Origin of the sequence: Mycolicibacterium llatzerense (assembly GCF_000878195.1) — a bacterium.
Classification (GTDB): domain Bacteria; phylum Actinomycetota; class Actinomycetes; order Mycobacteriales; family Mycobacteriaceae; genus Mycobacterium; species Mycobacterium llatzerense.
Genome location: NZ_JXST01000014.1, coordinates 69,796 through 89,660 on the forward strand (window position 1 = coordinate 69,796; position 19,865 = coordinate 89,660).

Below are 19,865 nucleotides of genomic sequence, written 5' to 3' on the forward strand. Positions count from 1 at the left end.
AGGGGCATTTGTGCAGGTCACAAGCGTTGGACACGCCGGATTCCGGATCGATACCGCTGCGGGCAGCATTCTGTGCGACCCGTGGGTGAACCCTGCCTACTTCGCGTCGTGGTTCCCGTTCCCGGACAACAGCCGGCTGGACTGGGACGCGCTCGGCGACTGCGACTACCTGTACGTCAGCCACCTGCACAAGGACCACTTCGATCCCGAGCACCTGCGCGCCCACGTCAACAAGGACGCGACGGTGCTGCTGCCGGACTACCCGGTGCCGGACCTGCGCCGTGAGCTCGAGGCCCTCGGCTTCCACACGTTCTTCGAGACCACCGATTCGGTGAAGCACCGCGTCAGCGGCCCGAAGGGCGACCTGGACGTGATGATCATCGCCCTGCGCGCCCCGGCGGACGGCCCGATCGGCGACTCGGGCCTGGTGGTCTCCGACGGCGAGACCGTCGCGTTCAACATGAACGACGCCCGCCCGATCGACCTGGACATGGTGGCCACCGAGTTCGGCGACGTCGACGTGCACATGCTGCAGTACTCGGGCGCCATCTGGTACCCGATGGTCTACGACATGCCGGCCCGGGCCAAGGAGGCCTTCGGCACCCAGAAGCGGCAGCGGCAGATGGACCGCTCCCGCCAGTACATCGCGCAGGTCGGGGCCACCTGGGTGGTGCCGTCGGCCGGTCCGCCGTGCTTCCTGGATCCCGAATTGCGTTGGCTCAACGACGATCACGACGATCCGGCCAACATCTTCCCGGACCAGGCGGTGTTCCTGGACCAGCTGCGCCGGCACGGTCACGACGGCGGACTGCTGATGATCCCGGGCACGGTGGCCTCGTTCACCGGTTCGACGCTGGACTCGCTGACGCACCCGATCCCCGACGCCGAGGCCGAAGCGATCTTCACCACCGGCAAGGCCGAGTACATCGAGGCCTACGCCCAGCGCATGGCACCGGTGCTGGCCGCCGAAAAGGCTTCGTGGGCGCCGGCTTCCGGCGATTCGCTGCTGGAGCCGCTGCGGGCCAAGTTCGAGCCGATCATGGTGCAGAGCGACCAGATCTGCGACGGCATCGGCTACCCCGTCGAATTGCGGATCGGTACCGAGACCGTCGTCCTGGACTTTCCGAAACGCGCTGTGCGGGAAGCGATTCCGGACGAGAAGTTCCGCTACGGCTTCGGCATCGCGCCCGAGCTGGTGCGGACCGTGCTGCGCGACGACGAGCCGGACTGGGTCAACACCATCTTCCTGTCCACCCGCTTCCAGGCGTGGCGAGTCGGCGGCTACAACGAATACCTCTACACGTTCTTCAAGTGCCTGACCGACGAGCGCATCGCCTACGCCGACGGCTGGTTCGCCGAGGCGCACGACACATCGGCGTCAATCGACCTGGGCGGCTACGAGATTCAGCGACGCTGTCCGCACCTGAAGGCCGACCTGTCGAAGTTCGGCATCGTCGAGGGCAACACCCTGACCTGCAACCTGCACGGCTGGCAGTGGAACCTGGACAACGGCCGCTGCCTGACCTCCAAGGGTCACGAATTGCGGAGCGCCAAACGGTGACCAGCGCCCACTCCGGCGCTCGCTCGGATGCGCACTACGACGACGGCCAGATTTTCCTGGACCGGCAGGCAATCACGTTGCGCCGCTACCACTTTCCGTCGGGCACGTCGAAGATCATCCCGCTGAGCGCGATCCGCGGCTACAAATCGGAGTCGCTCGGTTTCATCATGGACCGGTTCCTGATCTGGGGCGGCACCGATCCGCGGCGCTGGCTGCCGCTGGACATCTGGCGGCCCATCAAGTCGACGCTGGTGACCCTCGACGTCGTCGGCACCACCCCGGCGCCGGCCTGTACCCCGTTGCGACCCAGGGAGTTTCTGGCGACGCTCGAGGTGTTGCTGAAGGAACAAGCAGGCCGTTGACGGCCGCTGTTACCAGCTGGTGCCGGCGAGCCCGGGAATCACGCACCGCCCGTCGGCGGCGACGCGGCCGATGAGCATCCCGTCGTAGCCGGTGCAGGACGAGTTGAGCGGCTCACAGGTGTTGATGGACGTAATCACCTTGTCCCCGCCGCACGGGGTACCTGGAGCGGGGGGATCGGCTGCGGCGACAGCACTGCTGCCGCTCAACGCCAGAATTGCCGCCGACGTGATGACGAACGAGCGGGTCGAGTTGAGCATCATGGATACCTCCGGCCGATGGCCCCGACGTGCACCAATGCTACGCCCAATTCGGGACGGAAAACCGAGCTACTGCGCGGCCCGCACCGTCTGCCGCAGCACCGAGGCGTCGTCGGAGGCGGTGTCGTACACCCGCACGATGGCCTGGTCGCCCGGCTTGAGGTAGGTGGACTCCCCCAGCTCGGTGTAGCGCGTCGCGCCGATGCCGACGAGCAGGCGCGTCGGGTGCCCGCTGGCCACCATCAGGGCGCCCACGTCCTCCAGAGGCGTGTCGTCGGAACCCTTCTGGTTGGCCAGCCGGTCGACGATCCAGTCCAGCAGCTGCGTGCCGTAGTACGAGTAGCCCAGCAACGGGCTGTCCTGGCCGTACGCGTGCTCGGTGCCGGTGCCGTCGTCCAGGAAGCTGGCCAGGCGCAGCGACGACGTCGGGCCGTCGGGGCTCAGGTCGCTGATCTCGAAGAACTGCGGGGCCACGCCCTTGGACGCCGGACCCCAGTTCTTCTTGTGACTGATCTTCGGGGCATTGGGCCGGCGGATCGAGCAGTCGTTGAACGCGCCCAGCGCGAACGGCCGCAGCCCGACCACCCGGTCGCCCGACCATGACACCTCACACGCCAACCCGACCTCGGGTTCGATCTGCAGATTCAGCGGGGTGTCACTGACGGGCAGCTGGACGGCGTCCGTCGACAGCGGGAACTCGCCGAGGAAGGTGTCACTGCCCGGCGCGTACCACGGGAAAATGCCCTTGGGCGCCCCGCCCTCCGACCTGACGTTCACGAAATCGACTGCCTCCCCGGCCTGTTCGAGGTGCCCGGCGAAGTTTCCCGCCACCCCGAAGCCGAACCAGCCACGCATGTCGTCCAGGTCGAGATCGATCATGGCTGCCACCCTACTTCGGCCGCGACCAGCCCCGACAAGCCACAACCAAGTCGCGCTTAAGTCACGGGCACCAGGCTGTGCACCAACCTGATCACAAGGAGTCCGCTGTGCCCACCTCCGTCCGTACCGTCACCGTCGCACCCCGTCAACCCGACGAACCCAAGCCCGATCTGCTGGGCATCACGCTGGCGCACCGCGCCATGCTCGTCGACCTGGTCCGTCTCACCGAGCTGGCCAAGGCGGTGCGCGACCGGGACGTGATCTGCACGCCCGCTCGGGCCCGCGCCATCTCGCAGTACATCGAGATGTTGTGCGACTCCATCCATCACCATCACAGCACCGAGGACACCGTGCTGTGGCCGGTGATCCAGGCCAGCGTGGGCGATCACCTGGACCTGAGCGAGCTCACCGACGACCACGCCGCGCTCGACCCGCGCCTGGACCAGCTGCGTGCCCGCGCCGCCGCGTTCCGGCTGTCGAACGGTGACCGCAAGGTCGCGTTCTTGATGGCCTTCGAGCTGGCGGAACTCACCGCGCTGCTGACCGAGCACATCAACGACGAGGAACTGGACCTGTTCCCGCTGATCACCGAGCACGTGTCGGTCGCGGACTGGGAAGCGGTGGAGGCGGCCGCGCGCGCCGGCAGCCGGATGTCGTTCGACGGTCCGCGCTCGCTCGCGGTGATGACCGACGACGAGCGGGCCTCGATGGCAGGACAACTGGGCATCGGGCTGCGGGCATTCTTGGCGGTGCTGGCGCTGCGGCACCGGCGCGTGATGCGCGCGGTCTTCGGCGACCTCGCAGAGAGCCGACTCGAGGCCCTGGCCGATTAGTCGATGAAGCTGCGGGCCTCGGCCGCCAGCCGGTCCCGCAGCGTTTCGGCGGCCTTGCGGAAGTCGCGGGCCTCGTCGGGCCGGTCCAGCACGTCGGCGGCCGCGGCCAGCGCGTCGTCGACGGGGCCGACCATCAACCCGTCGACCCCGAGCCCGGCGATGCTGCCGGAGTAGCGCGCCAGTTCGGCCGAGCGGGTCCGCACCTCGTCAATGTCACCCATCGCCACCGCGGCATTGACCCGCAGCACGGTGAACGGCACCCAGAAATAGGCCCGCTCGATGGGCTTTCGGTCCGGCCACAGCTCCCGGGCCTCGGCCTCGCGGCCCCGCGCGACCAGCGCCAGCACCGCCGCGTCCAGCGCGGCGACGGAAATCTCCCGGTAGAAGAACAGCAACTCGTCGGCCAGTGTGCCGAGGTCGCCGAGGCAGAATTCGCCCGTCGTCCGGCCGACCATGGCCAGCTTGGCGCCGTTGGCGGCGCCGTTCTCGGCCATGCGTGCGGCCAGGTCGGTGTAGGCGCTCACCGCCTCGTCCAGGCGGCCGGCCAGCAGGTACATCCGGGCGCGGAACAGACCCAGCACGCCCAGCAGGTGGACCAGCTGACCGGTGCTGGCGCGCGCCACCGCGAGGTCGACGTGGCGTTTGGCCGTCGCCAGATCGCAGCGGTTGCCGGCCGCCAGCGACAGCAGCCAGTGGGCCACCGCCTGGTAGTCGGCCTGCTCGGCGGCTTCGGCGGTCTGCAGCAGTTCGGCGGCGAGCACGTCGCGCTCGGTGTCGAGGTCGGGTCCGAGGGCACAGAACGCGTGGACGTTGAGCGCCGTGCACAGCAGGCGACCCGCCCCGGGATCGTCCGCGTACACCTGTCGCGCCAGCGCAAGCATCTCGGTGCTGGCCGCCAGCGCACCGTCCGGGTCGTTGCCCTCCAACTCGACGTAGAGCGCTTTGAGCAGCCGGATGCGGTCCGCGGCGGCAACGTCGCCGGCCAGCACGTGGCGCAACAGCCCGATCATCTGGCCGTCGGATTCGTCGTACTCGCGGTCGCGCCACACGAGCGGGGTGTCCCACGCCGTGAGGATGCGCACCACCAGGTCGTCGCGAAACCGGCCGGAGACCAGCTGCAGCGCGCACTTCATCTCGCTGCGCGCGGTGACGGCGTCGCCGGACTGCGCGAGCGCGGCGATCAGTCCGCAGCGGACCTCGATGTCCTGATCCAGCATTGCCAGGCTCGGCGCCAGCTGCCGGCTGGCCGCGAGTTCGAGCATCTGGACCGCGGCGCGCCACTGCCGGGCGGCTTCCGCATGGGCCCCGACCGAACCGGCATCCCGTGCCGCGGCGGTCGCGAAATCAGCTGCCGCCAAAGCGGTTTCGGCCGTCGCCGAGGCGACGGCGTGATGGGCGAGGGCGGCCTGATCAACCGAGCGACCGGGCGCGCGCAGCAACTCCAGTGCGGCGGCGTGCAGCCGCGACCGGCGCAGCTTCGAGGTGTCCTCGTACAGGGTGTCGCGGACCAGCCCGTGCGCGAACTGCAGCCGGCCGGGCGTCGGCTCGTCGAGCAGGCCAAGCAGGACAGCCGGTTCCAGCGCGTCGAGCAGATCGTCGGGGTCGCTCCGACCCAGCTCGGCCAGCAGGTCGACGTCGATGTCGCGGCCCAGCACGGCGGCCTGCCGCAGGGCGGTGACCGTCGGGCCGGGCAACCGGGCCAGCCGGCGCCGCAGCACGTCGCGCACCCCGACCGGCACCGACGCCCACACCGCGTCCGGCCCCTCGGCGGCCATCAGCCGGGCCAGTTCGCGCACGAACAACGGATTGCCACCGGTGCGTTCCCGCAGCAGGCGCAGGGCCTCACCGCTGGTCGTCAGTCCGCAATCGGCGGCGACGGCAGCGGTGGCCGCGGCGTCCAAACCGCCGAGGATCAGATGCGCGGACGTATGCACCGTCAGAGCCGCCCGGGCCACCTCCAGCTCGCCGCGATCCTCCGACGGGCGGTACGTCGCCATGACCAGCACGCGGCGGTCCTGAACACGGTCGGCCACCAGCCGCAGCAGCTCCAGCGTCAGGCCGTCGGTGCGGTGCAGGTCATCGAGCACGACGGCCAGGGGCTGGTCGTCGGCGACGGTGCCGAGCGCGTCGGCCACCGCCTGTCCCAGCCAGAACGTGCCCTGCTCGGCGGCGGCGCCGTCGTGCAGCAGCGGGGCCAGCGCCTGCCGGTCGTGATCGGCCGAATCGACCAGCTCGCGGAGCACCTCGGTCCACGCCCAGCCCGCGGGCGCGCCATGGACCTCCTGGCACCGGCCGTGCACCGTCCGCCAGCCGGCCGCCCGCAACCGGGCCGCGGCGGCCGCGGCCAGCGTGGTCTTGCCGGAGCCCGCCTCGCCGCCGATCCACAGCACCGCACTGGCACCCGCGGCGACGCCACGGGCGGTGGCGTCGATCGCCGCGAGCTCCTCGGCCCGGCCGTATGCGACGTGCCCCACGGGTTCCCGCGACGCGGCCGCCGGGGCCGCCGGCGTCGTCGACCGTAGCGGCGCAGGCCGCGACGGTTCCAGATGATCGGCCTGGCGCAGAATGTCGCGCTCGAGATCGCGCAGGGCCCGGCCCGGTTCCAGACCGAGCTCGTCGATCAGGTGCTCGCGGGTGCGCCGCAGCACGTCGAGCGCATTCGCCTGCCGCCCGGTCCGGTACAGCGCGGTCGCCAGGACCGCGGCGGCCCCTTCGCGCCCCGGATGCTCGGCGACGTGCCCTTCCAGCGCCGCGATGGCGCTGCTGTACCGGGCGAGGTCGACGAGTGCGGCGGCCTGGCTTTCCACCGCCGCCAGCCGGAGTTCGGTCAGCCGCGAGACCTCCGGCGCCGCCCACAGGGCGTCACCGGCCCCCGCGAACGGCTCGCCCGCCCAGCCCGCGAGTGCCTCGTCGAGCAGTTGCACACGGTTTCTTGAATCAGATTCCTCTTGTGCGGCAGTGACTTTCGCTTCGAAACGCCAGGAGTCGACGGCGTTGTCCGGCAACCGCAGGCAGTACCCGGGCGCGGCGCTGACCAGGATGCGGGCCGGCGCCCGGCGCTGCCGGCCGGGTTCGAGCACGCGGCGCAGATGCGAGACGTAGACCTGCAACGCCGACAGTGCCTTCGGTGGCGGTTCGCCTTCCCAGAGGTCGTGGATGAGCCGGTCGACGGACACCGTGTGGCCGCGCGCGGCGACCAACCGGGCCAGCAGCGCCCGCTGCATCCGCGCACCCAGGTCCACCGGATCGTCACCGACCCACGCCTGCACCGGACCGAGCACCGCCACCCGCACCGGGTATTCCACCGTCATGCCCCCGCCGACGTGGTTTCTACTTCGGCTGTAACACCGAAGTGCCGACGTACGGCACCAGGGCTTCGGGTACCCGGACGCTGCCGTCGGGCTGCTGGTGGTTCTCCAGGATCGCCACCAGCCAGCGGGTGGTGGCGAGGGTGCCGTTGAGGGTGGCCGCCGTCTGCGGCTTGCCGTTCTCGTCGCGGTAGCGGGTCGAGAGCCGCCGGGCCTGGAACGTGGTGCAGTTCGAGGTCGACGTCAGCTCGCGGTAGGCCTGCTGCGTCGGCACCCACGCCTCGCAGTCGTACTTACGCGCTGCCGACGAGCCGAGATCGCCTGCCGCGACGTCGATCACGCGGTAGGGCACCTCGATCATGGCCAGCATCTGACGCTGCCAGGCGAGCAGCTTCTGGTGCTCGGCCTCGGCGTCTTCGGGCTTGCAGTAGATGAAGGCCTCGACTTTGTCGAACTGGTGCACGCGGATGATGCCGCGGGTGTCCTTGCCGTAGCTGCCGGCTTCCCGGCGGAAGCACGACGACCAGCCGGCGTACCGCAGCGGCCCCTCGGACAGGTCGAGGATCTCGTCGGAGTGGTAACCGGCCAACGGCACCTCCGAGGTCCCGACGAGGTACATGTCGTCGGCTTCGAGGCGGTAAATCTCATCGGCGTGCGCGCCCAGGAATCCGGTGCCGCGCATGATTTCTGGGCGCACCAGCACCGGCGGGATCATCAGCGTGAACCCGTTCTCGGTGGCCAGCCGGACGGCGAGCTGCAGCAGCCCGAGCTGCAGCAGCGCGCCCTGGCCCGTCAGGAAGTAGAACCGCGAGCCGGACACCTTGGCGCCGCGCTCCATGTCGAGCAGGCCGATGGCCTCGCCCAGTTCCAGGTGGTCCTTGGGGTTCTCGATGGCCGTCGGGGTGCCGACGATGTCCAGCACCTCGAAGTCGCTCTCGCCGCCGGCGGGCACGCCGTCGATGATGACGTTGCCGATCGCCATGTGCGCGGCGGTGAACGCCGCCTCCATCTCGGCCTGCCGGGCCTCGATGGCCTTGATCGCCGCGGAGAGTTCCTTGGCCTTCTCCAGCAGGGCGGGCCGCTCTTCGGCAGAGGCCGCACCGACGAGCTTGCTCGCCGCTTTCTGGTTGGCCCGCGCCGTGTCGGCCTCGGCGATGGCGGCGCGCCGGGCCGCGTCAGCATCCAGCAGCGCATCCACCAGGCCAGGGTCTTCGCCACGGGACCGCTGCGATGCCCGCACCCGGTCTGGATCTTCGCGCAACAGCTTGAGGTCGATCACGGACGTCAGACTACTTTTCTCACCGCGACCGTGGAATGTCGAGGGCCATTAGCTGGGCCCGGCCACAACCACATAACAGTACAACTGCAACTCTTGTCACAGCTCCAGCAGCGGCTGTCACAATAGAACCGATGTTGGACGCACCCGCGGCGGTCGAACTGGGACTGGACACACCCCCAGACGCGCCGAAGACGACGACCACCTGGCGACAACGCATGCACGGCATGCATGTCACCGGGACTCAACGTGCGCTCGTCCTCACCGCGCTCGGCGGACTGCTCATCGCCGGCGTCCTCACCGTCCTGCCCGAAGGCTCCCTCGGCCCGACGGGGCTCGGCTTCAGCACCGGACGCGTCAACGCCGGCCGCGTCAGCGACACCCTCGACCACGCCAAGCCCGGCGACTGCCTGAACTGGCCGGAGCGCTCGCCGGACGCCGTCGAGATCGTCGACTGCAAGAACGAACACCGCTTCGAGGTCGCCGAGTCCCTGGACATGCGGACGTTCCCGGGCAGTGAATACGGCCCCAACGCGGCGCCGCCGTCGGACTCCCGGATCAAGCAGATCAGCCAGGAGCAGTGCCAGAACGCGGCGCGCGACTACCTCGGCCCGCGCTTCGACCCGAACGGCAAGTTCGCGGTGAGCCTGGTCTGGTCGGGCGACAAGGCCTGGAAGACCAAGGGGCAGCGCCGCATGCTGTGCGGCCTGCAGCTGCTCGGCCCGAACAGCCAGCAGCTGGCCTACAAGGGCAAGGTCGCGGACGTCGACCAGTCGAAGGTGTGGCCGGCCGGCACCTGCCTCGGCATCGACCCGGCGACCAACCAGCCCATCGACATCCCGGTCGACTGCTCGGCGCCGCACGCCATGGAGGTCACCGGCGCGGTCAACCTGGCCGACAAGTACCACGACGCCATGCCCGCCGAGCCCGACCAGCTGGCGTACATCAAGGACGCGTGCACCAAGGCCACCGACGCCTACCTGGCCCCGGTTCAGCTGCGAGGCACCACACTGACCCTGATCTACAGCTCGATCGCGCTGCCCAGCTGGACGGCCGGCAGCCGGCAGGTGTCGTGCAGCATCGGCACGTCGCTCGGCAACGGCGGCTGGTCGACGCTGATCAACAGCGCCAAGGGACCGCTGATGGTCAACGGGCAGTCGCCCGTCGCGCCGCCGGCCATCCCGGAGGAACGGCTGAACCTCCCGCCGATCCCGGTCATCGAGCCGCCGGTGGACACGTCGTCGCAGGGCTCGTCGTCATCGTCGTCGTCGCAGGGTTCGCAGTCCGGTCAGTCCGATCAGTCCGGGCAGAACCAGCGCGGCCAGCAGACCTCGCAGACGCCGCAGGGCAACCAGCACATGCCGGGCCAGCCCGACACCTCGAACCAGCACGGCAACACCACCCCTGGCACGCCTCAACAGCAGCAGGGCAACACCTTCCTCAACGGTCCGCCGCCCGCTCCGCCGGTGCCCGGCAGCGGCGCTCCCCTGGAGGGTCCGATCGAAGACGAGCCCGCCGCGCCCGCGGCACCGGCCGGACCGGTGGGCGCGGGTGCGCCGCCTGGACCGGCCGCGCCGGCACCCGCTCCGTAGCCATGCCGGTACGCATGGGGCAGCAGCGGTTCGAGGAGCTGGTGTCCGACGCGCTCGATCTCATCCCGCCCCGGCTCGCCGCGGCGCTCGACAACGTCGTGGTGCTGGTGCAACCGCGCAATCCGGACGACCCCGACATCCTCGGGCTGTACGAAGGGGTCGCGCTCACCGAGCGGGATTCCTTCTACGCGGGCGCACTGCCCGATACCATCTCGATCTACCGCGACGCCCTGCTCGACATGTGCGACTCCGAGGAGCAGGTCGTCGATGAGGTCGCCATCACGGTGATCCACGAGATCGCCCACCACTTCGGCATCGACGACGAACGATTGCACGAGCTGGGCTGGGGCTGAACAGCGCGGCACCGCGAATTTGTCGGACCGCGGTGTTACAACAGAGTCCATGAGCACCGCCTGCCGCAACTGCGTGGACGGGCTGGCGCACTGCCACGGCACGGTCATCGTGCACGCCGGTCTGCCGGCCGAATGCACCGACGAGACCTGCGCGCTACCGGAGTCCGAGCACACTTTGCGCATCGATTGCGACGTGGTCTCGTGCGGCTGCGCACAACCCGCGGTGGGCCTGCGCGCCGCGGGATAGTCAGCCCATCGGGTCGGCCGCGACGGGCGCCTCGGGGTCGTGCCCCGGATAGAACGGCGGCAGCACCGAGCCCCACTGCACGCAGCTCCACCGGCCGTCGGTGATCGGGCTCAGCACCACGCACTCGGCATTGGCGAGATGATGCTCCGACGCGAAATCGGCGTCCACACCGGCCATTTGGGCGGCCACCAGCCGGATGGCCGCACCGTGGCCCACCACCAGGATGTCGCCCGCCCACTCGTGGTCGTCCAGGTACCGCACCCGCAGATGCGTCAGCACCGGCAGATACCGGTCCAGCACTTCGAGACCGGTCTCACCGCCCGGCATGGCGACATCGAGAACACCGCGCTGCCACTCGTCGTAGACGGCGTCGAACTGCGCGATGGCGTCGGCGTCACTCCGGTCTTCCAGGTCGCCCACCTGCACCTCGTGGATGCCGTGGACCTCGACCGGGTCCAGACCCAGGCCGTCGGCGATGTCGGCGGCCGTCTGCACGGCCCGCTCCGCCACCGAATGCACCACCAGCCCAACGGGATGAGCCCAGTCGATCCCGAAATCGCGGGCCTGCTGATGACCGAGTTGCGTCAGCGGCGCCCCCGGCGGCCGGGTGTCCAACCGTTTGGCGACGTTCGCCTCCGACTGCCCGTGCCGCACCAATACCAAGCGCCCGCTCATCCGCGGTTCCCCTCTCTCAACCCCGCCAACCACTGTGTCGCCTCATCGGTGACCGGCGGCGCCGCACCGGCGGCCACCCCGGTCGGCCACGACCCCAGGTACCGCACCTCGGCCACCCGCCGGTGCAGCGCCTTCAGCGCCTCGGCGACCGGTATGTCGTCGATGTGCCCGACGCAGTCCAGGAAGAAGATGTAGGTGCCCAATTCCGTTCTGGTGGGCCGAGATTCGATGCGGGTCAGATCGATGTCCCGGATCGAGAACTCGGTCATCGCAGACACCAGGGCACCCGGTTCATTGCGCAGCCGCAGCACGACGGACGTCCGGTCGGCACCGGTGCGCGGCGGCGGCGGGCCGGGACGGCCGACCAGCACGAAACGTGTTCTGGCATTGGGTTCGTCGACCACGCCGTCGGCCAGCGAATCCAGCCCCCACCGCACGGCGGCCAGCGCGGTGCTCACCCCGGCATCCACCAGACCTTCGGAAACCTGCTGCGCTGCACCGGCATTCGAGATAGCGGGCACCAGGGTGGCGTGCGGCAGCCGTTCAGCCAGCCAGCGGCGCACCTGGGCCGCGGCCACGGGGAACGCCGCGACGGTCGACACCGCGTCGGCGGCCACACCCGGACGGACGACGATGCTGAACGAGACGTCGAGCGTGTGCTCGGCGAAGATCTGCACTCCGCTGCCGGACGACAGGCTGTCCATGGTCGGCAGCACCGAACCCTCGATGGAGTTCTCGATCGGCACGCACGCGTAATCCGCGGCCCCCATGCGAACGGCTTCCACTGCCGCGCTCGAACTGTCGCAGGCGATCGGTTCGAAATCCGGGTCGCCGGCGACCAGCTGCAGCATGGCCGCTTCAGTGAAAGTGCCTTGCGGCCCGAGATAGGCGATGCGTGCCACGCCGCAACCCTACTGGCTGCCCGCCCGCCAGAGCCCGCGACGCGGGCCTTTCGATAGGCCTTGCGCCAACACCCGCCGATAGTTAACTTAGGCTTACCTCACTTACTAGCGAAGGCGGGACATGCGCGACCTCACGACGACAATCGCAGCACCGACCACGGCCGAACGTGTCCGCAGCGCGTGCACCCGGGCCGCCGACGCGACGCTGGCCGCCGACGGCGTCACCCCGACGACCACACCGGTGCACCACCTGCTGGCCGACGGCTCCGTCGTCCTGACCGTGCCCGCCGCCGGACTGCTCGCCGCCACCGTCACTGCCGCAGGGACCGGCGGGGTCGCCGCCATGCTGGAGCTGACCGACCTGGCCGCCCTGCCGCTGCGCGAACGGGTGCGCTCCCTGGTCTGGTTCCGCGGCCGCCTCTACGACGTACCCGCGGCACGGGTCCCGGCCATGCTCGACCTGGTCGCCTCCGAGAACCCTCATCCCGCATTGCTCCAGGTAAATGGCGCCGGCCACGATGAAACCGACACGCCGTACGTGTTGGTCCGTCTCGAGATCGAGTCCGTCGTGGTGGCCGACGCCACCGGCGCCGAATCCGTGCCCGTCGGCGCACTCCTGGACGCTCGTCCCGATCCGTTCTGCGCCATGGAATCGCACTGGGTGCAACACATGGAAAGCGCACACCGCGACATGGTCGACCGGCTCGCCAGCCGGCTGCCGATCACCCTGCGCCACGGCCACGTGCGCCCGCTGGGCCTGGACCGCTACGGCGTACAGCTGCGCATCGAACGCGAAGACGGCGACCACGACGTTCGGCTGCCGTTCAGCAAGCCCGTCGACGACGTCACCGGCCTCAGCCAGGCCATCCGCACACTGATGGGCTGCCCATTCCTCAACGGGCTGCGCGCGCGCAAGCTCTGAGCGCACCGATGAGCCGCTTGCGCGAAGCGCATTAGCCAAGCGCGGTTACCGTTGCTGCGATGACCGGACCGCAGCAGGACCACACCGAACGACGCGCATTGCGCATCGAGGTCGCCGTGGTGCTGGCGGTGACGTTCGGGCTGTCGGCCTACACGGCCGTGGTCAGCCTGGCCGAGGCCGTCATCCTCGGGCTGTCCGGGCAGAAGGTGGCGCTCAACCACCGTCGCTCCCCGATCGACTTCATCGACTTCCTGCTCAATCTCAGCCCGGTCTTCACTCTGGTCAGCTGGGGCGCGCTGGCCCTTTATCTGTTGTGGCGCACCGGCTTCCGGCCCGCGGCGATCGGGCTTGGTCGCTTCCACTGGCGCCCCGATCTGCTGGGCGGCCTGGGGCTCGCCGCGCTGATCGGCCTGCCCGGACTCGGGCTGTATGTGGCCGGCCGGGCCCTGGGCATCGGCGTCGACGTCGTGCCGAGCACGCTCGGCGACACCTGGTGGCGCATTCCGGTTCTGCTGCTCATGGCGTTCGCCAACGCCTGGGCCGAGGAGATCATCGTCGTCGGATTCCTGCTGACCCGATTGCGCCAATTGGATGTCTCCGCGACCAAGTCGCTGGCGCTGTCGGCGCTGCTGCGCGGCTGCTATCACCTGTACCAGGGGTTCGGTGCCGGACTCGGGAACATCGTGATGGGGCTGGTGTTCGGGTATACCTGGCGGCGCACCGGCCGGTTGTGGCCGCTGATCATCGGACATGGCGTGATCGACACGGTCGCATTCGTCGGTTACGCGTTGGCCGCCCGCCATTTGGGCTGGCTGCACTCACCCTAATTCCGCCGGCGCCAGCCAAGGCTTACCTTTATTCCCATTCAGCAATTCGAATTTGAATATATTGCGCCCGCCACACCGGGTAAGGATAACCTTTCCTGAATTAGGTTTACCTTGCATGACAATGCCCTTTGACCTGCATTATCTTGAATTCCATGACCGAAGTGACGCGCCTCGAGACGAAATTCCACCAACTCCTCCAGGAACAGATCCGGAGCGAATTCGGCGCCTCTCAGCAATACATTGCGGTCGCTGTTTACTTCGATGGAGAAGACCTCCCGCAGCTGGCCAAGCACTTCTATGCGCAGGCCGTCGAGGAGCGCAATCACGCCATGATGCTGGTGAAGTATCTGCTCGACCGCGACATCGAGGTCGAGATTCCCGGCGTCGACCCGGTGCGTAACGCCTTCACGTCGCCGACCGACGCCCTCAAGCTCGCGCTGGCGCAGGAACGCGTTGTCACCGAGCAGATCAGCCGGCTGGCCAGCGTGGCCCGCGAAGAGGGCGACTACCTCGGCGAGCAGTTCATGCAGTGGTTCCTCAAGGAGCAGGTCGAAGAGGTCGCAACCATCACCACGCTGGTGAAGATCGCCGACCGGGCCGGCGACAACCTGTTCAACCTCGAGGATTTCGTCGCCCGCGAGCTCGCCGGTGCCGGCGCCGTCGACCCGACCGCTCCCGAAGCCGCCGGCGGCAATCTCTAGCCTTCGGCGTCCTGGCCGGCGTCCCGGCCCGCGCCGGTCAGCCCGTTCTGCAACCAGTCCTTGGTTCGACCCGGGTGATTGGTGGCGATCCAGCCGACGCCGAGATCCGCGCAGTAGCGCACGTCCTCGTAGTGGTCGACGGTCCAGCAGTACAGCGCACGCCCATGCGCGGCGGCGTGGTCGACCAGTTCGGGATGCTCGCGCAGCGTCGTGATCGACGGCCCCACCGCCGTCGCGCCGACGGTCGTCGCCGCGCTGCCACCCAAGTACCGCGACGTCTCGCCGAGTAACACCGTCGGCAGCATCGGCGCGGCGCGGCGGATCCGCCATACCGCGGCCGCCGAGAACGAGATCACCACGGCGCGAGCGAGATCCGCGGAGGCCGGCGCGGCGATACCGTACCGGTGCAGCAGGGCAAGCACCTTGCTCTCGACCAGCGCGCCGTACCGCACCGGATGCTTGGTCTCGATGAACAGCTTCACCGGGCGGGCCCAGTCCAGCGCCAGCCGGATCAGCTCGTCGAGGGTGAGCAGGCCGGCCGAACTCTGACCGCCGTCGGTCCGGCTCGAATGCCATGCGCCGTAATCCAATTCGCGAAGCTGCGCCAGGCTCATCTCGCTCACCAGCCCGGTGCCATCGGACGTGCGATCAACCTTGCGGTCGTGCACACACACCAGGTGCCCGTCGCGGGTCAGACGGACATCGCATTCGAGGCCGTCCGCGCCCTGACTCAGGGCCAGCTGATAGGCCGCCAGCGTGTGCTCTGGCCGCTCGGCCGACGCGCCACGGTGTGCCACCACGAATGGGTGACCGAGTGTGCCGTCCTGCCCGTCCGAGGCCATGGTCCTATGCTGCCGGTTCCTCCGGTGCGGCCTCAACCGGAACGGACGAATCCGCGGCCGATGCCTCCGCTTTCCCAACGTTTTCCTCGGCGCCCGCGACGACCCAGCGCCGTGCGGGTGCGTCGGCCTGCGTCCGCTCGAAGGCGTGATAGACGCGCAGGACCATCGCCAGCGCCAGCATGCCCATCAGGTACGCGATGATCGTCACCTCGGTGCTGTCGGCGATGCCCTGCGGATCGGTCGCGAACATGCCCCAGATGGACCACGCGACAACGAGACCGGAGACGGCCCAGATCGCCCACCAGATGCCGATCGGGCGACGCAACGTGTTCATGCGGTTCTCGGCCGTCGCCATCTCGGTGACGAACACCGGCGCGAGGAACATGTTCACCACCGGGACGAGGCAGCCCGCCCACAGCACCCAGCGGCGGCGTGGCTCGGAAGTGCCCGCCCGGTGATAGGCCGCCGAGCGGCGGGCGATCAGCCAGTTGGTGAAGACGATGGCCATCGCCAGCACCGTGAACAACGCGACGACGCTTGCCGCGACGCCGAGCCAACTGCCCGCGATCGCGACCCACGGATTGAGCAGCACGGTGCGGTTGATCAGCAGCAGGATGTAGCGCACGACGTGCATCAGGGCCGCGGCCCCGAGCGCGATCATCGTGACGGCCGCGACCGTCTGCACCACCGCGGTCGACGGTCCGCGATGCGATGCGTCCGGCCCAACGGCGTGCCCAGGTTCCTGTTCGGTGAACTCGTCAGTCAGGCCCCAGCGCGGGATGTGGTCGTAGTGGGGCGTCGGCCCCAACGGCGGTTGATGCCGGCGCGGCTTCGGCGCCGGGCCGGGCCGCACCGCGATCCAGCGGTATCCGCGCGCCGACTTCGCCTGCCCGGCGGCCGGCAGCTGCGCGACGGGCGCCAACAGCGGACCGCGGCAGCGCGGGCACCACTGGCGCTGGCGATCACGCACGTTCCAACGCGTCGAGCACCGGGAACAGACCTGGATCACGGGACCAGCCTACGGGCCGTCAGACGGCGCCGGGAGCGCCGCCGTCGGTGACGATGGCGCGGCCGGACCCGGCCCAGGCCAGCATCCCGCCGCTGACGTTTGTCGGTTCGAACCCGTTGCGCGCCAGGTAGTGCGAGACCTTCAGCGATCGGCCACCGGCGTGGCAGATGACGTAGAGCGTGGCATCACCGTCGATCTCGCCCAATCGAGCAGGCACCTCGCTCATCGGGATGTGCTGCGCCCCGGAGGCATGTCCACGGGCCCACTCGTCGTCTTCGCGTACGTCGAGCAGGACCGCGGTCGAGTCGAACTCGGCGGGCAACTGATCGACGTCAATCTCTGGCACGTGCACATCGTCCATGGGTACATGCTGGCATGGGCAGCACTTGCGCGACGACGGCACGCCACGACAGCAATCGCCGAACTATCCACAGTTTCCACAGGTTCATCCACAGGGCGCCGGCCCGCCCGCGGACGCCCGTACCGGCGGTAGCGCGCCAAACCCGTAATTGACTGGGGATAAACGAGTGGCCGCTCGACCCGATTGATCAACAGGCCGACACGCGGACTGAGCGAAAAAGCTTGTCGAGCTAAGTACTTTTGGGGCCGCGGACCCGACCCGCCGCCGATGGCGCCCGATTTCCCCATCCCGCCGGCAAATGGTTATGATCGGCGTCACAACATCCGGTTGTGACAATCCTCACTCCGCTCGAAATCGGGAACCCAGGATTGTTCTGGCAGGTCAGGGAGCATGCAATGGCGGCACATCCGTTGCGTCCGGGTTCGGGCGCATCGCCGGAGTGGCATTCCGCTTTCCCATCCCGCACCAACAGCCAACTGGTCGCCTGCATCCGCGCCGGCATCATTGCGCTGGTCCTGCTGCTGGTGCTTGTTCTGATCGTTCTGGTCTAAAGCCCCAACGGGCGTCGATCCCACCCCTGTCACGGGGGTGTCCTTGCGGTGCGCGCAGCGATGGAGCAATGTGGTCTCGGATCTGTGGACGAACCCCGACTAGGGTCGTTGATCCCGCACGCGATCATCTAAGGAAGGAATCCTGTGGCTGAGTACACCTTGCCGGAACTGGACTACGACTACGGCGCTCTGGAGCCGCACATCTCCGGTCAGATCAACGAAATCCACCACAGCAAGCACCACGCGGCCTACGTCAAGGGCGTCAACGATGCGGTGGCCAAGCTCGAGGAGGCGCGGGCCGGAGACGACCACGCCGCGATCTTCCTGAACGAGAAGAACCTGGCCTTCCACCTCGGCGGCCACGTCAACCACTCGATCTGGTGGAAGAACCTGTCCCCCAACGGCGGCGACAAGCCGACGGGCGAGCTCGCACAGGCGATCGACGATCAGTTCGGTTCGTTCGACAAGTTCCGCGCGCAGTTCACCGCGGCCGCGAACGGCCTGCAGGGCTCGGGCTGGGCTGTGCTCGGCTACGACAGCCTCGGCGGCCGACTGCTGACCTTCCAGCTGTACGACCAGCAGGCCAACGTGCCGCTCGGCATCATCCCGCTGCTGCAGGTCGACATGTGGGAGCACGCCTTCTACCTGCAGTACAAGAACGTCAAGGCGGACTACGTCAAGGCTTTCTGGAACGTGGTCAACTGGGCCGACGTGCAGGAGCGCTTCGCTGCTGCCACCACGAAGACCAATGGTCTGATCTTCGGCTGATCTCGCGTTTGAAGGGCAACGGGGCGTCGCGCTTGTGCGCGGCGCCCCGTTCTCGTTATCACCGGAACTTCAACTGCGCGAGCCGAAATCCACTTTCGGCTCACGTGACACTTCTGGCACTCGGGCACTCTTGCGTGCTAACCCGCCACTGCCGCACCCTGGAGTCAGCGATCCACTGTCGTATCGATGGATTGTTGTTTGAGCACCCGGAGGCAGCCATGGACAGCGGGTCTGGTCAAGCGGTCGAAATTGCCCCGTTCCATTCCGGCGGCGCACTGAAGGGGTTCGTGGTCTCCGGGCGGTGGCCGGATTCCACCAAGGAATGGGCCCAGCTACTGATGGTCGCCGTGCGGGTGGCCTCACTGCCAGGCTTGCTGGCAACCACCACCATCTTCGGGGCGCGCGAAGAACTTCCAGAACATCCACAGCCGGGAACGGTCGGCCTGGTTCTCGCCGAAGGCCCCGTTGTCGGCGAAGCCGCGGTGCCACCCGGATACTTCGCCGGCCACCAGCCGACGGCACTGCTGATGCTCCATCCGCCCGCCGAGACGACGCCTTCCCTCCCGGAGTGCCGCGGTGCCGCCTCCGGCTGCCTGCTCCTGCCCGGACTTCCTTACCTGGGACTCGACCACCGGGCCGCCTGGGTCGAAGCCGAAGCGGACGGCACCATCACATCGATGGTGAGCAGGGTCGGCGTGGACCCCATCAGCCACCCCGATACCGCGATTCTCGCGATGCTGCTTGCCGCCTGACCCAACAGTGGGTTAACAGCAAAGAAGTACGCATACTTGCTGCGCCCGCGCCATGCTCCCCAGCGCACTCGACCATCTGCGCGGGCGGTTGCCACGTCCTGCCGTGATGGTTAATGGCCGGTAGGCTAACGGCAAACACTGAGGACGATTCCGACCGCACTGCCCCCGGATTGCTGAATCGTCCACCACCCGACAGAGACTGCGGTGCGACGCGTAGCCGAGGTCCGGGCAAAATAGCACACGCGTCAAAATTTGCCTCCTCCGACTGCAGGCAGGCCCTGAGATCCGCGCTTAGAATCCCTGTTCGGAGGCCTTTAGGTCGACAAATTTGGTAGCTGGATCGAGTTTTCCGTGGTTTGCACTTGGCTCCCGGCGCAACTCTCGCTACGATAGTCAGCAAATAGTGACACTGACGCCTAGAGATATCGTTAAGTGGAGGAAGAACCGATGAGCATGACGTTCGCCGCTCGGCTGAACCGGCTGTTTGACACCGTCTACCCGCCAGGACGCGGTGCACACACATCTGCCGAGGTCATCGCTGCACTCAAGGCCGAAGGTGTGACCATGTCCGCCCCGTACCTGTCGCAGCTGCGTTCGGGCAACCGGACCAACCCGTCCGTCGCGACCATGGCCGCGCTTGCCAACTTCTTCAGGATCAAGCCGGCCTACTTCACCGACGACGAGTACTACGAGAAGCTCGACCGGGAGCTGACCTGGCTCGCCAACATGCGCGATGAGGGCATCCGCCGCATTGCCGCACGTACCGTCGGCCTGTCCCCGGAAGCCAAGAAGGACATCGCCGACAAGGTCGACGAGCTGCGTCGCCAAGAGAACCTCGACAGCTAATCCGGTTAGCCCGACCGGGCTAGACCACATTACGACCAGC

At 68.4% G+C, this 19,865-nt stretch carries 22 protein-coding genes; 13 read left to right on the forward strand and 9 right to left on the reverse strand.

Annotated elements, in window-relative coordinates; translation table 11 throughout:
- The first annotated feature begins 10 nt into the window (after positions 1–10).
- Together TL10_RS11785 and TL10_RS11790 are read left to right on the forward strand one after the other, a co-directional pair.
- Positions 11–1,561 (forward strand): Rieske 2Fe-2S domain-containing protein, encoded by a 1,551-nt coding sequence (locus TL10_RS11785; protein ID WP_043985805.1) that lies wholly within the window; start codon positions 11–13, stop codon positions 1,559–1,561.
- Positions 1,558–1,923 carry a hypothetical protein gene (locus TL10_RS11790; protein ID WP_043985806.1) on the forward strand — a complete coding sequence of 122 codons (366 nt, stop codon included), beginning with the start codon at positions 1,558–1,560 and terminating at the stop codon, positions 1,921–1,923. Before TL10_RS11785 ends, TL10_RS11790 begins: the two co-directional genes overlap by 4 nt.
- 9 nt (positions 1,924–1,932) lie before the next feature.
- Here TL10_RS11790 and TL10_RS11795 read toward each other — a convergent pair whose 3' ends face one another.
- Both TL10_RS11795 and TL10_RS11800 read right to left on the reverse strand, forming a co-directional pair.
- Positions 1,933–2,184, reverse strand: coding sequence for a hypothetical protein (locus TL10_RS11795; RefSeq protein ID WP_043402509.1), 252 nt, complete (start codon positions 2,182–2,184; stop codon positions 1,933–1,935).
- Positions 2,185–2,250: 66 nt separating this feature from the next.
- Entirely contained in the window at positions 2,251–3,060 is an 810-nt protein-coding gene (locus TL10_RS11800) for a DUF5718 family protein (RefSeq protein WP_043985807.1), read from the reverse strand.
- A gap of 107 nt (positions 3,061–3,167) precedes the next feature.
- Here TL10_RS11800 and TL10_RS11805 point away from each other — a divergent pair, with 107 nt between their 5' ends.
- The gene (locus tag TL10_RS11805) at positions 3,168–3,893 is read left to right on the forward strand and encodes a hemerythrin domain-containing protein (RefSeq protein WP_043402504.1); all 726 of its coding nucleotides are present in this window, start codon (positions 3,168–3,170) and stop codon (positions 3,891–3,893) included.
- On the opposite strand, the gene TL10_RS11810 is transcribed toward TL10_RS11805, so the two are convergent.
- Entirely contained in the window at positions 3,890–7,204 is a 3,315-nt protein-coding gene (locus TL10_RS11810) for an ATP-binding protein (RefSeq protein WP_043985808.1), read from the reverse strand. The genes TL10_RS11805 and TL10_RS11810 overlap by 4 nt on opposite strands.
- Positions 7,205–7,223: 19 nt before the next feature.
- Positions 7,224–8,480, reverse strand: coding sequence for a serine--tRNA ligase (serS, locus tag TL10_RS11815; protein WP_043402498.1), 1,257 nt, complete (start codon positions 8,478–8,480; stop codon positions 7,224–7,226).
- Positions 8,481–8,602: 122 nt separating this feature from the next.
- Here serS and TL10_RS11820 point away from each other — a divergent pair, with 122 nt between their 5' ends.
- From TL10_RS11820 to TL10_RS11830, 3 genes are read left to right on the forward strand one after another with little or no spacing between them, the layout of a single operon-like run.
- Entirely contained in the window at positions 8,603–10,069 is a 1,467-nt protein-coding gene (locus TL10_RS11820) for a septum formation family protein (RefSeq protein ID WP_052506397.1), read from the forward strand.
- A 2-nt stretch (positions 10,070–10,071) separates the two neighbouring features.
- On the forward strand, positions 10,072–10,422 hold the full coding sequence (locus tag TL10_RS11825) for a metallopeptidase family protein (protein WP_043402495.1): 351 nt from the start codon (positions 10,072–10,074) through the stop codon (positions 10,420–10,422).
- Positions 10,423–10,471: 49 nt separating this feature from the next.
- Positions 10,472–10,669, forward strand: a complete 198-nt coding sequence (locus TL10_RS11830) for a hypothetical protein (RefSeq protein ID WP_043985809.1) — start codon at positions 10,472–10,474, stop codon at positions 10,667–10,669.
- On the opposite strand, the gene TL10_RS11835 is transcribed toward TL10_RS11830, so the two are convergent.
- Entirely contained in the window at positions 10,670–11,344 is a 675-nt protein-coding gene (locus TL10_RS11835) for a histidine phosphatase family protein (RefSeq protein ID WP_043402491.1), read from the reverse strand. It abuts the gene before it with no gap.
- The gene (gene pheA, locus TL10_RS11840) at positions 11,341–12,246 is read right to left on the reverse strand and encodes a prephenate dehydratase (protein ID WP_043402489.1); all 906 of its coding nucleotides are present in this window, start codon (positions 12,244–12,246) and stop codon (positions 11,341–11,343) included. Before pheA ends, TL10_RS11835 begins: the two co-directional genes overlap by 4 nt.
- A 121-nt stretch (positions 12,247–12,367) precedes the next feature.
- Between pheA and TL10_RS11845 the strand changes: the two genes are divergently transcribed.
- From TL10_RS11845 to TL10_RS11855, 3 genes are all read left to right on the forward strand, one after another.
- Complete coding sequence (locus TL10_RS11845) at positions 12,368–13,168, forward strand: DUF2470 domain-containing protein (protein ID WP_043402487.1); 801 nt, start codon at positions 12,368–12,370, stop codon at positions 13,166–13,168.
- A 59-nt stretch (positions 13,169–13,227) separates the two neighbouring features.
- A complete protein-coding gene (locus TL10_RS11850) occupies positions 13,228–13,995 on the forward strand; it encodes a CPBP family intramembrane glutamic endopeptidase (protein ID WP_043402484.1) in 768 nt (255 codons plus the stop codon).
- 152 nt (positions 13,996–14,147) lie between these two features.
- Positions 14,148–14,696 carry a ferritin gene (locus TL10_RS11855; protein ID WP_043402482.1) on the forward strand — a complete coding sequence of 183 codons (549 nt, stop codon included), beginning with the start codon at positions 14,148–14,150 and terminating at the stop codon, positions 14,694–14,696.
- On the opposite strand, the gene TL10_RS11860 is transcribed toward TL10_RS11855, so the two are convergent.
- From TL10_RS11860 to TL10_RS11870, 3 genes are read right to left on the reverse strand one after another with little or no spacing between them, the layout of a single operon-like run.
- Positions 14,693–15,538, reverse strand: coding sequence for a glycerophosphodiester phosphodiesterase (locus tag TL10_RS11860; protein ID WP_043985810.1), 846 nt, complete (start codon positions 15,536–15,538; stop codon positions 14,693–14,695). The genes TL10_RS11855 and TL10_RS11860 overlap by 4 nt on opposite strands.
- A 4-nt stretch (positions 15,539–15,542) precedes the next feature.
- The gene (locus TL10_RS11865; protein WP_318259851.1) at positions 15,543–16,508 is read right to left on the reverse strand and encodes a DUF4328 domain-containing protein; all 966 of its coding nucleotides are present in this window, start codon (positions 16,506–16,508) and stop codon (positions 15,543–15,545) included.
- A 58-nt stretch (positions 16,509–16,566) separates the two neighbouring features.
- Positions 16,567–16,908 (reverse strand): rhodanese-like domain-containing protein, encoded by a 342-nt coding sequence (locus tag TL10_RS11870; RefSeq protein ID WP_043985811.1) that lies wholly within the window; start codon positions 16,906–16,908, stop codon positions 16,567–16,569.
- Between the two features lie 329 nt (positions 16,909–17,237).
- Here TL10_RS11870 and TL10_RS30935 point away from each other — a divergent pair, with 329 nt between their 5' ends.
- The 4 genes from TL10_RS30935 (at position 17,238) to TL10_RS11885 (ending at position 19,825) form a co-directional block, all read left to right on the forward strand.
- Complete coding sequence (locus tag TL10_RS30935) at positions 17,238–17,459, forward strand: hypothetical protein (RefSeq protein WP_131630721.1); 222 nt, start codon at positions 17,238–17,240, stop codon at positions 17,457–17,459.
- Positions 17,460–17,603: 144 nt separating this feature from the next.
- Entirely contained in the window at positions 17,604–18,227 is a 624-nt protein-coding gene (locus TL10_RS11875) for a superoxide dismutase (protein ID WP_043402473.1), read from the forward strand.
- Positions 18,228–18,445: 218 nt separating this feature from the next.
- Complete coding sequence (locus TL10_RS11880; protein WP_043402469.1) at positions 18,446–18,979, forward strand: hypothetical protein; 534 nt, start codon at positions 18,446–18,448, stop codon at positions 18,977–18,979.
- 447 nt (positions 18,980–19,426) lie between these two features.
- The gene (locus TL10_RS11885; RefSeq protein ID WP_043402926.1) at positions 19,427–19,825 is read left to right on the forward strand and encodes a helix-turn-helix domain-containing protein; all 399 of its coding nucleotides are present in this window, start codon (positions 19,427–19,429) and stop codon (positions 19,823–19,825) included.
- Positions 19,826–19,865: the final 40 nt, after the last annotated feature.

What these genes read in the sequence shown, in the direction of transcription:
- TL10_RS11795 (WP_043402509.1), bottom strand. Translation starts at nt 2,184, where the DNA reads ATGATGCTCAACTCGACCCGCTCGTTCGTCATCACGTCGGCGGCAATT.
- TL10_RS11800 (WP_043985807.1), bottom strand. Translation starts at nt 3,060, where the DNA reads ATGATCGATCTCGACCTGGACGACATGCGTGGCTGGTTCGGCTTCGGG.
- TL10_RS11810 (WP_043985808.1), bottom strand. Translation starts at nt 7,204, where the DNA reads ATGACGGTGGAATACCCGGTGCGGGTGGCGGTGCTCGGTCCGGTGCAG.
- TL10_RS11825 (WP_043402495.1), top strand. Translation starts at nt 10,072, where the DNA reads ATGCCGGTACGCATGGGGCAGCAGCGGTTCGAGGAGCTGGTGTCCGAC.
- TL10_RS11830 (WP_043985809.1), top strand. Translation starts at nt 10,472, where the DNA reads ATGAGCACCGCCTGCCGCAACTGCGTGGACGGGCTGGCGCACTGCCAC.
- TL10_RS11835 (WP_043402491.1), bottom strand. Translation starts at nt 11,344, where the DNA reads ATGAGCGGGCGCTTGGTATTGGTGCGGCACGGGCAGTCGGAGGCGAAC.
- TL10_RS11845 (WP_043402487.1), top strand. Translation starts at nt 12,368, where the DNA reads ATGCGCGACCTCACGACGACAATCGCAGCACCGACCACGGCCGAACGT.
- TL10_RS11850 (WP_043402484.1), top strand. Translation starts at nt 13,228, where the DNA reads ATGACCGGACCGCAGCAGGACCACACCGAACGACGCGCATTGCGCATC.
- TL10_RS11855 (WP_043402482.1), top strand. Translation starts at nt 14,148, where the DNA reads ATGACCGAAGTGACGCGCCTCGAGACGAAATTCCACCAACTCCTCCAG.
- TL10_RS11860 (WP_043985810.1), bottom strand. Translation starts at nt 15,538, where the DNA reads ATGGCCTCGGACGGGCAGGACGGCACACTCGGTCACCCATTCGTGGTG.
- TL10_RS11870 (WP_043985811.1), bottom strand. Translation starts at nt 16,908, where the DNA reads ATGGACGATGTGCACGTGCCAGAGATTGACGTCGATCAGTTGCCCGCC.
- TL10_RS11880 (WP_043402469.1), top strand. Translation starts at nt 18,446, where the DNA reads ATGGACAGCGGGTCTGGTCAAGCGGTCGAAATTGCCCCGTTCCATTCC.
- TL10_RS11885 (WP_043402926.1), top strand. Translation starts at nt 19,427, where the DNA reads ATGAGCATGACGTTCGCCGCTCGGCTGAACCGGCTGTTTGACACCGTC.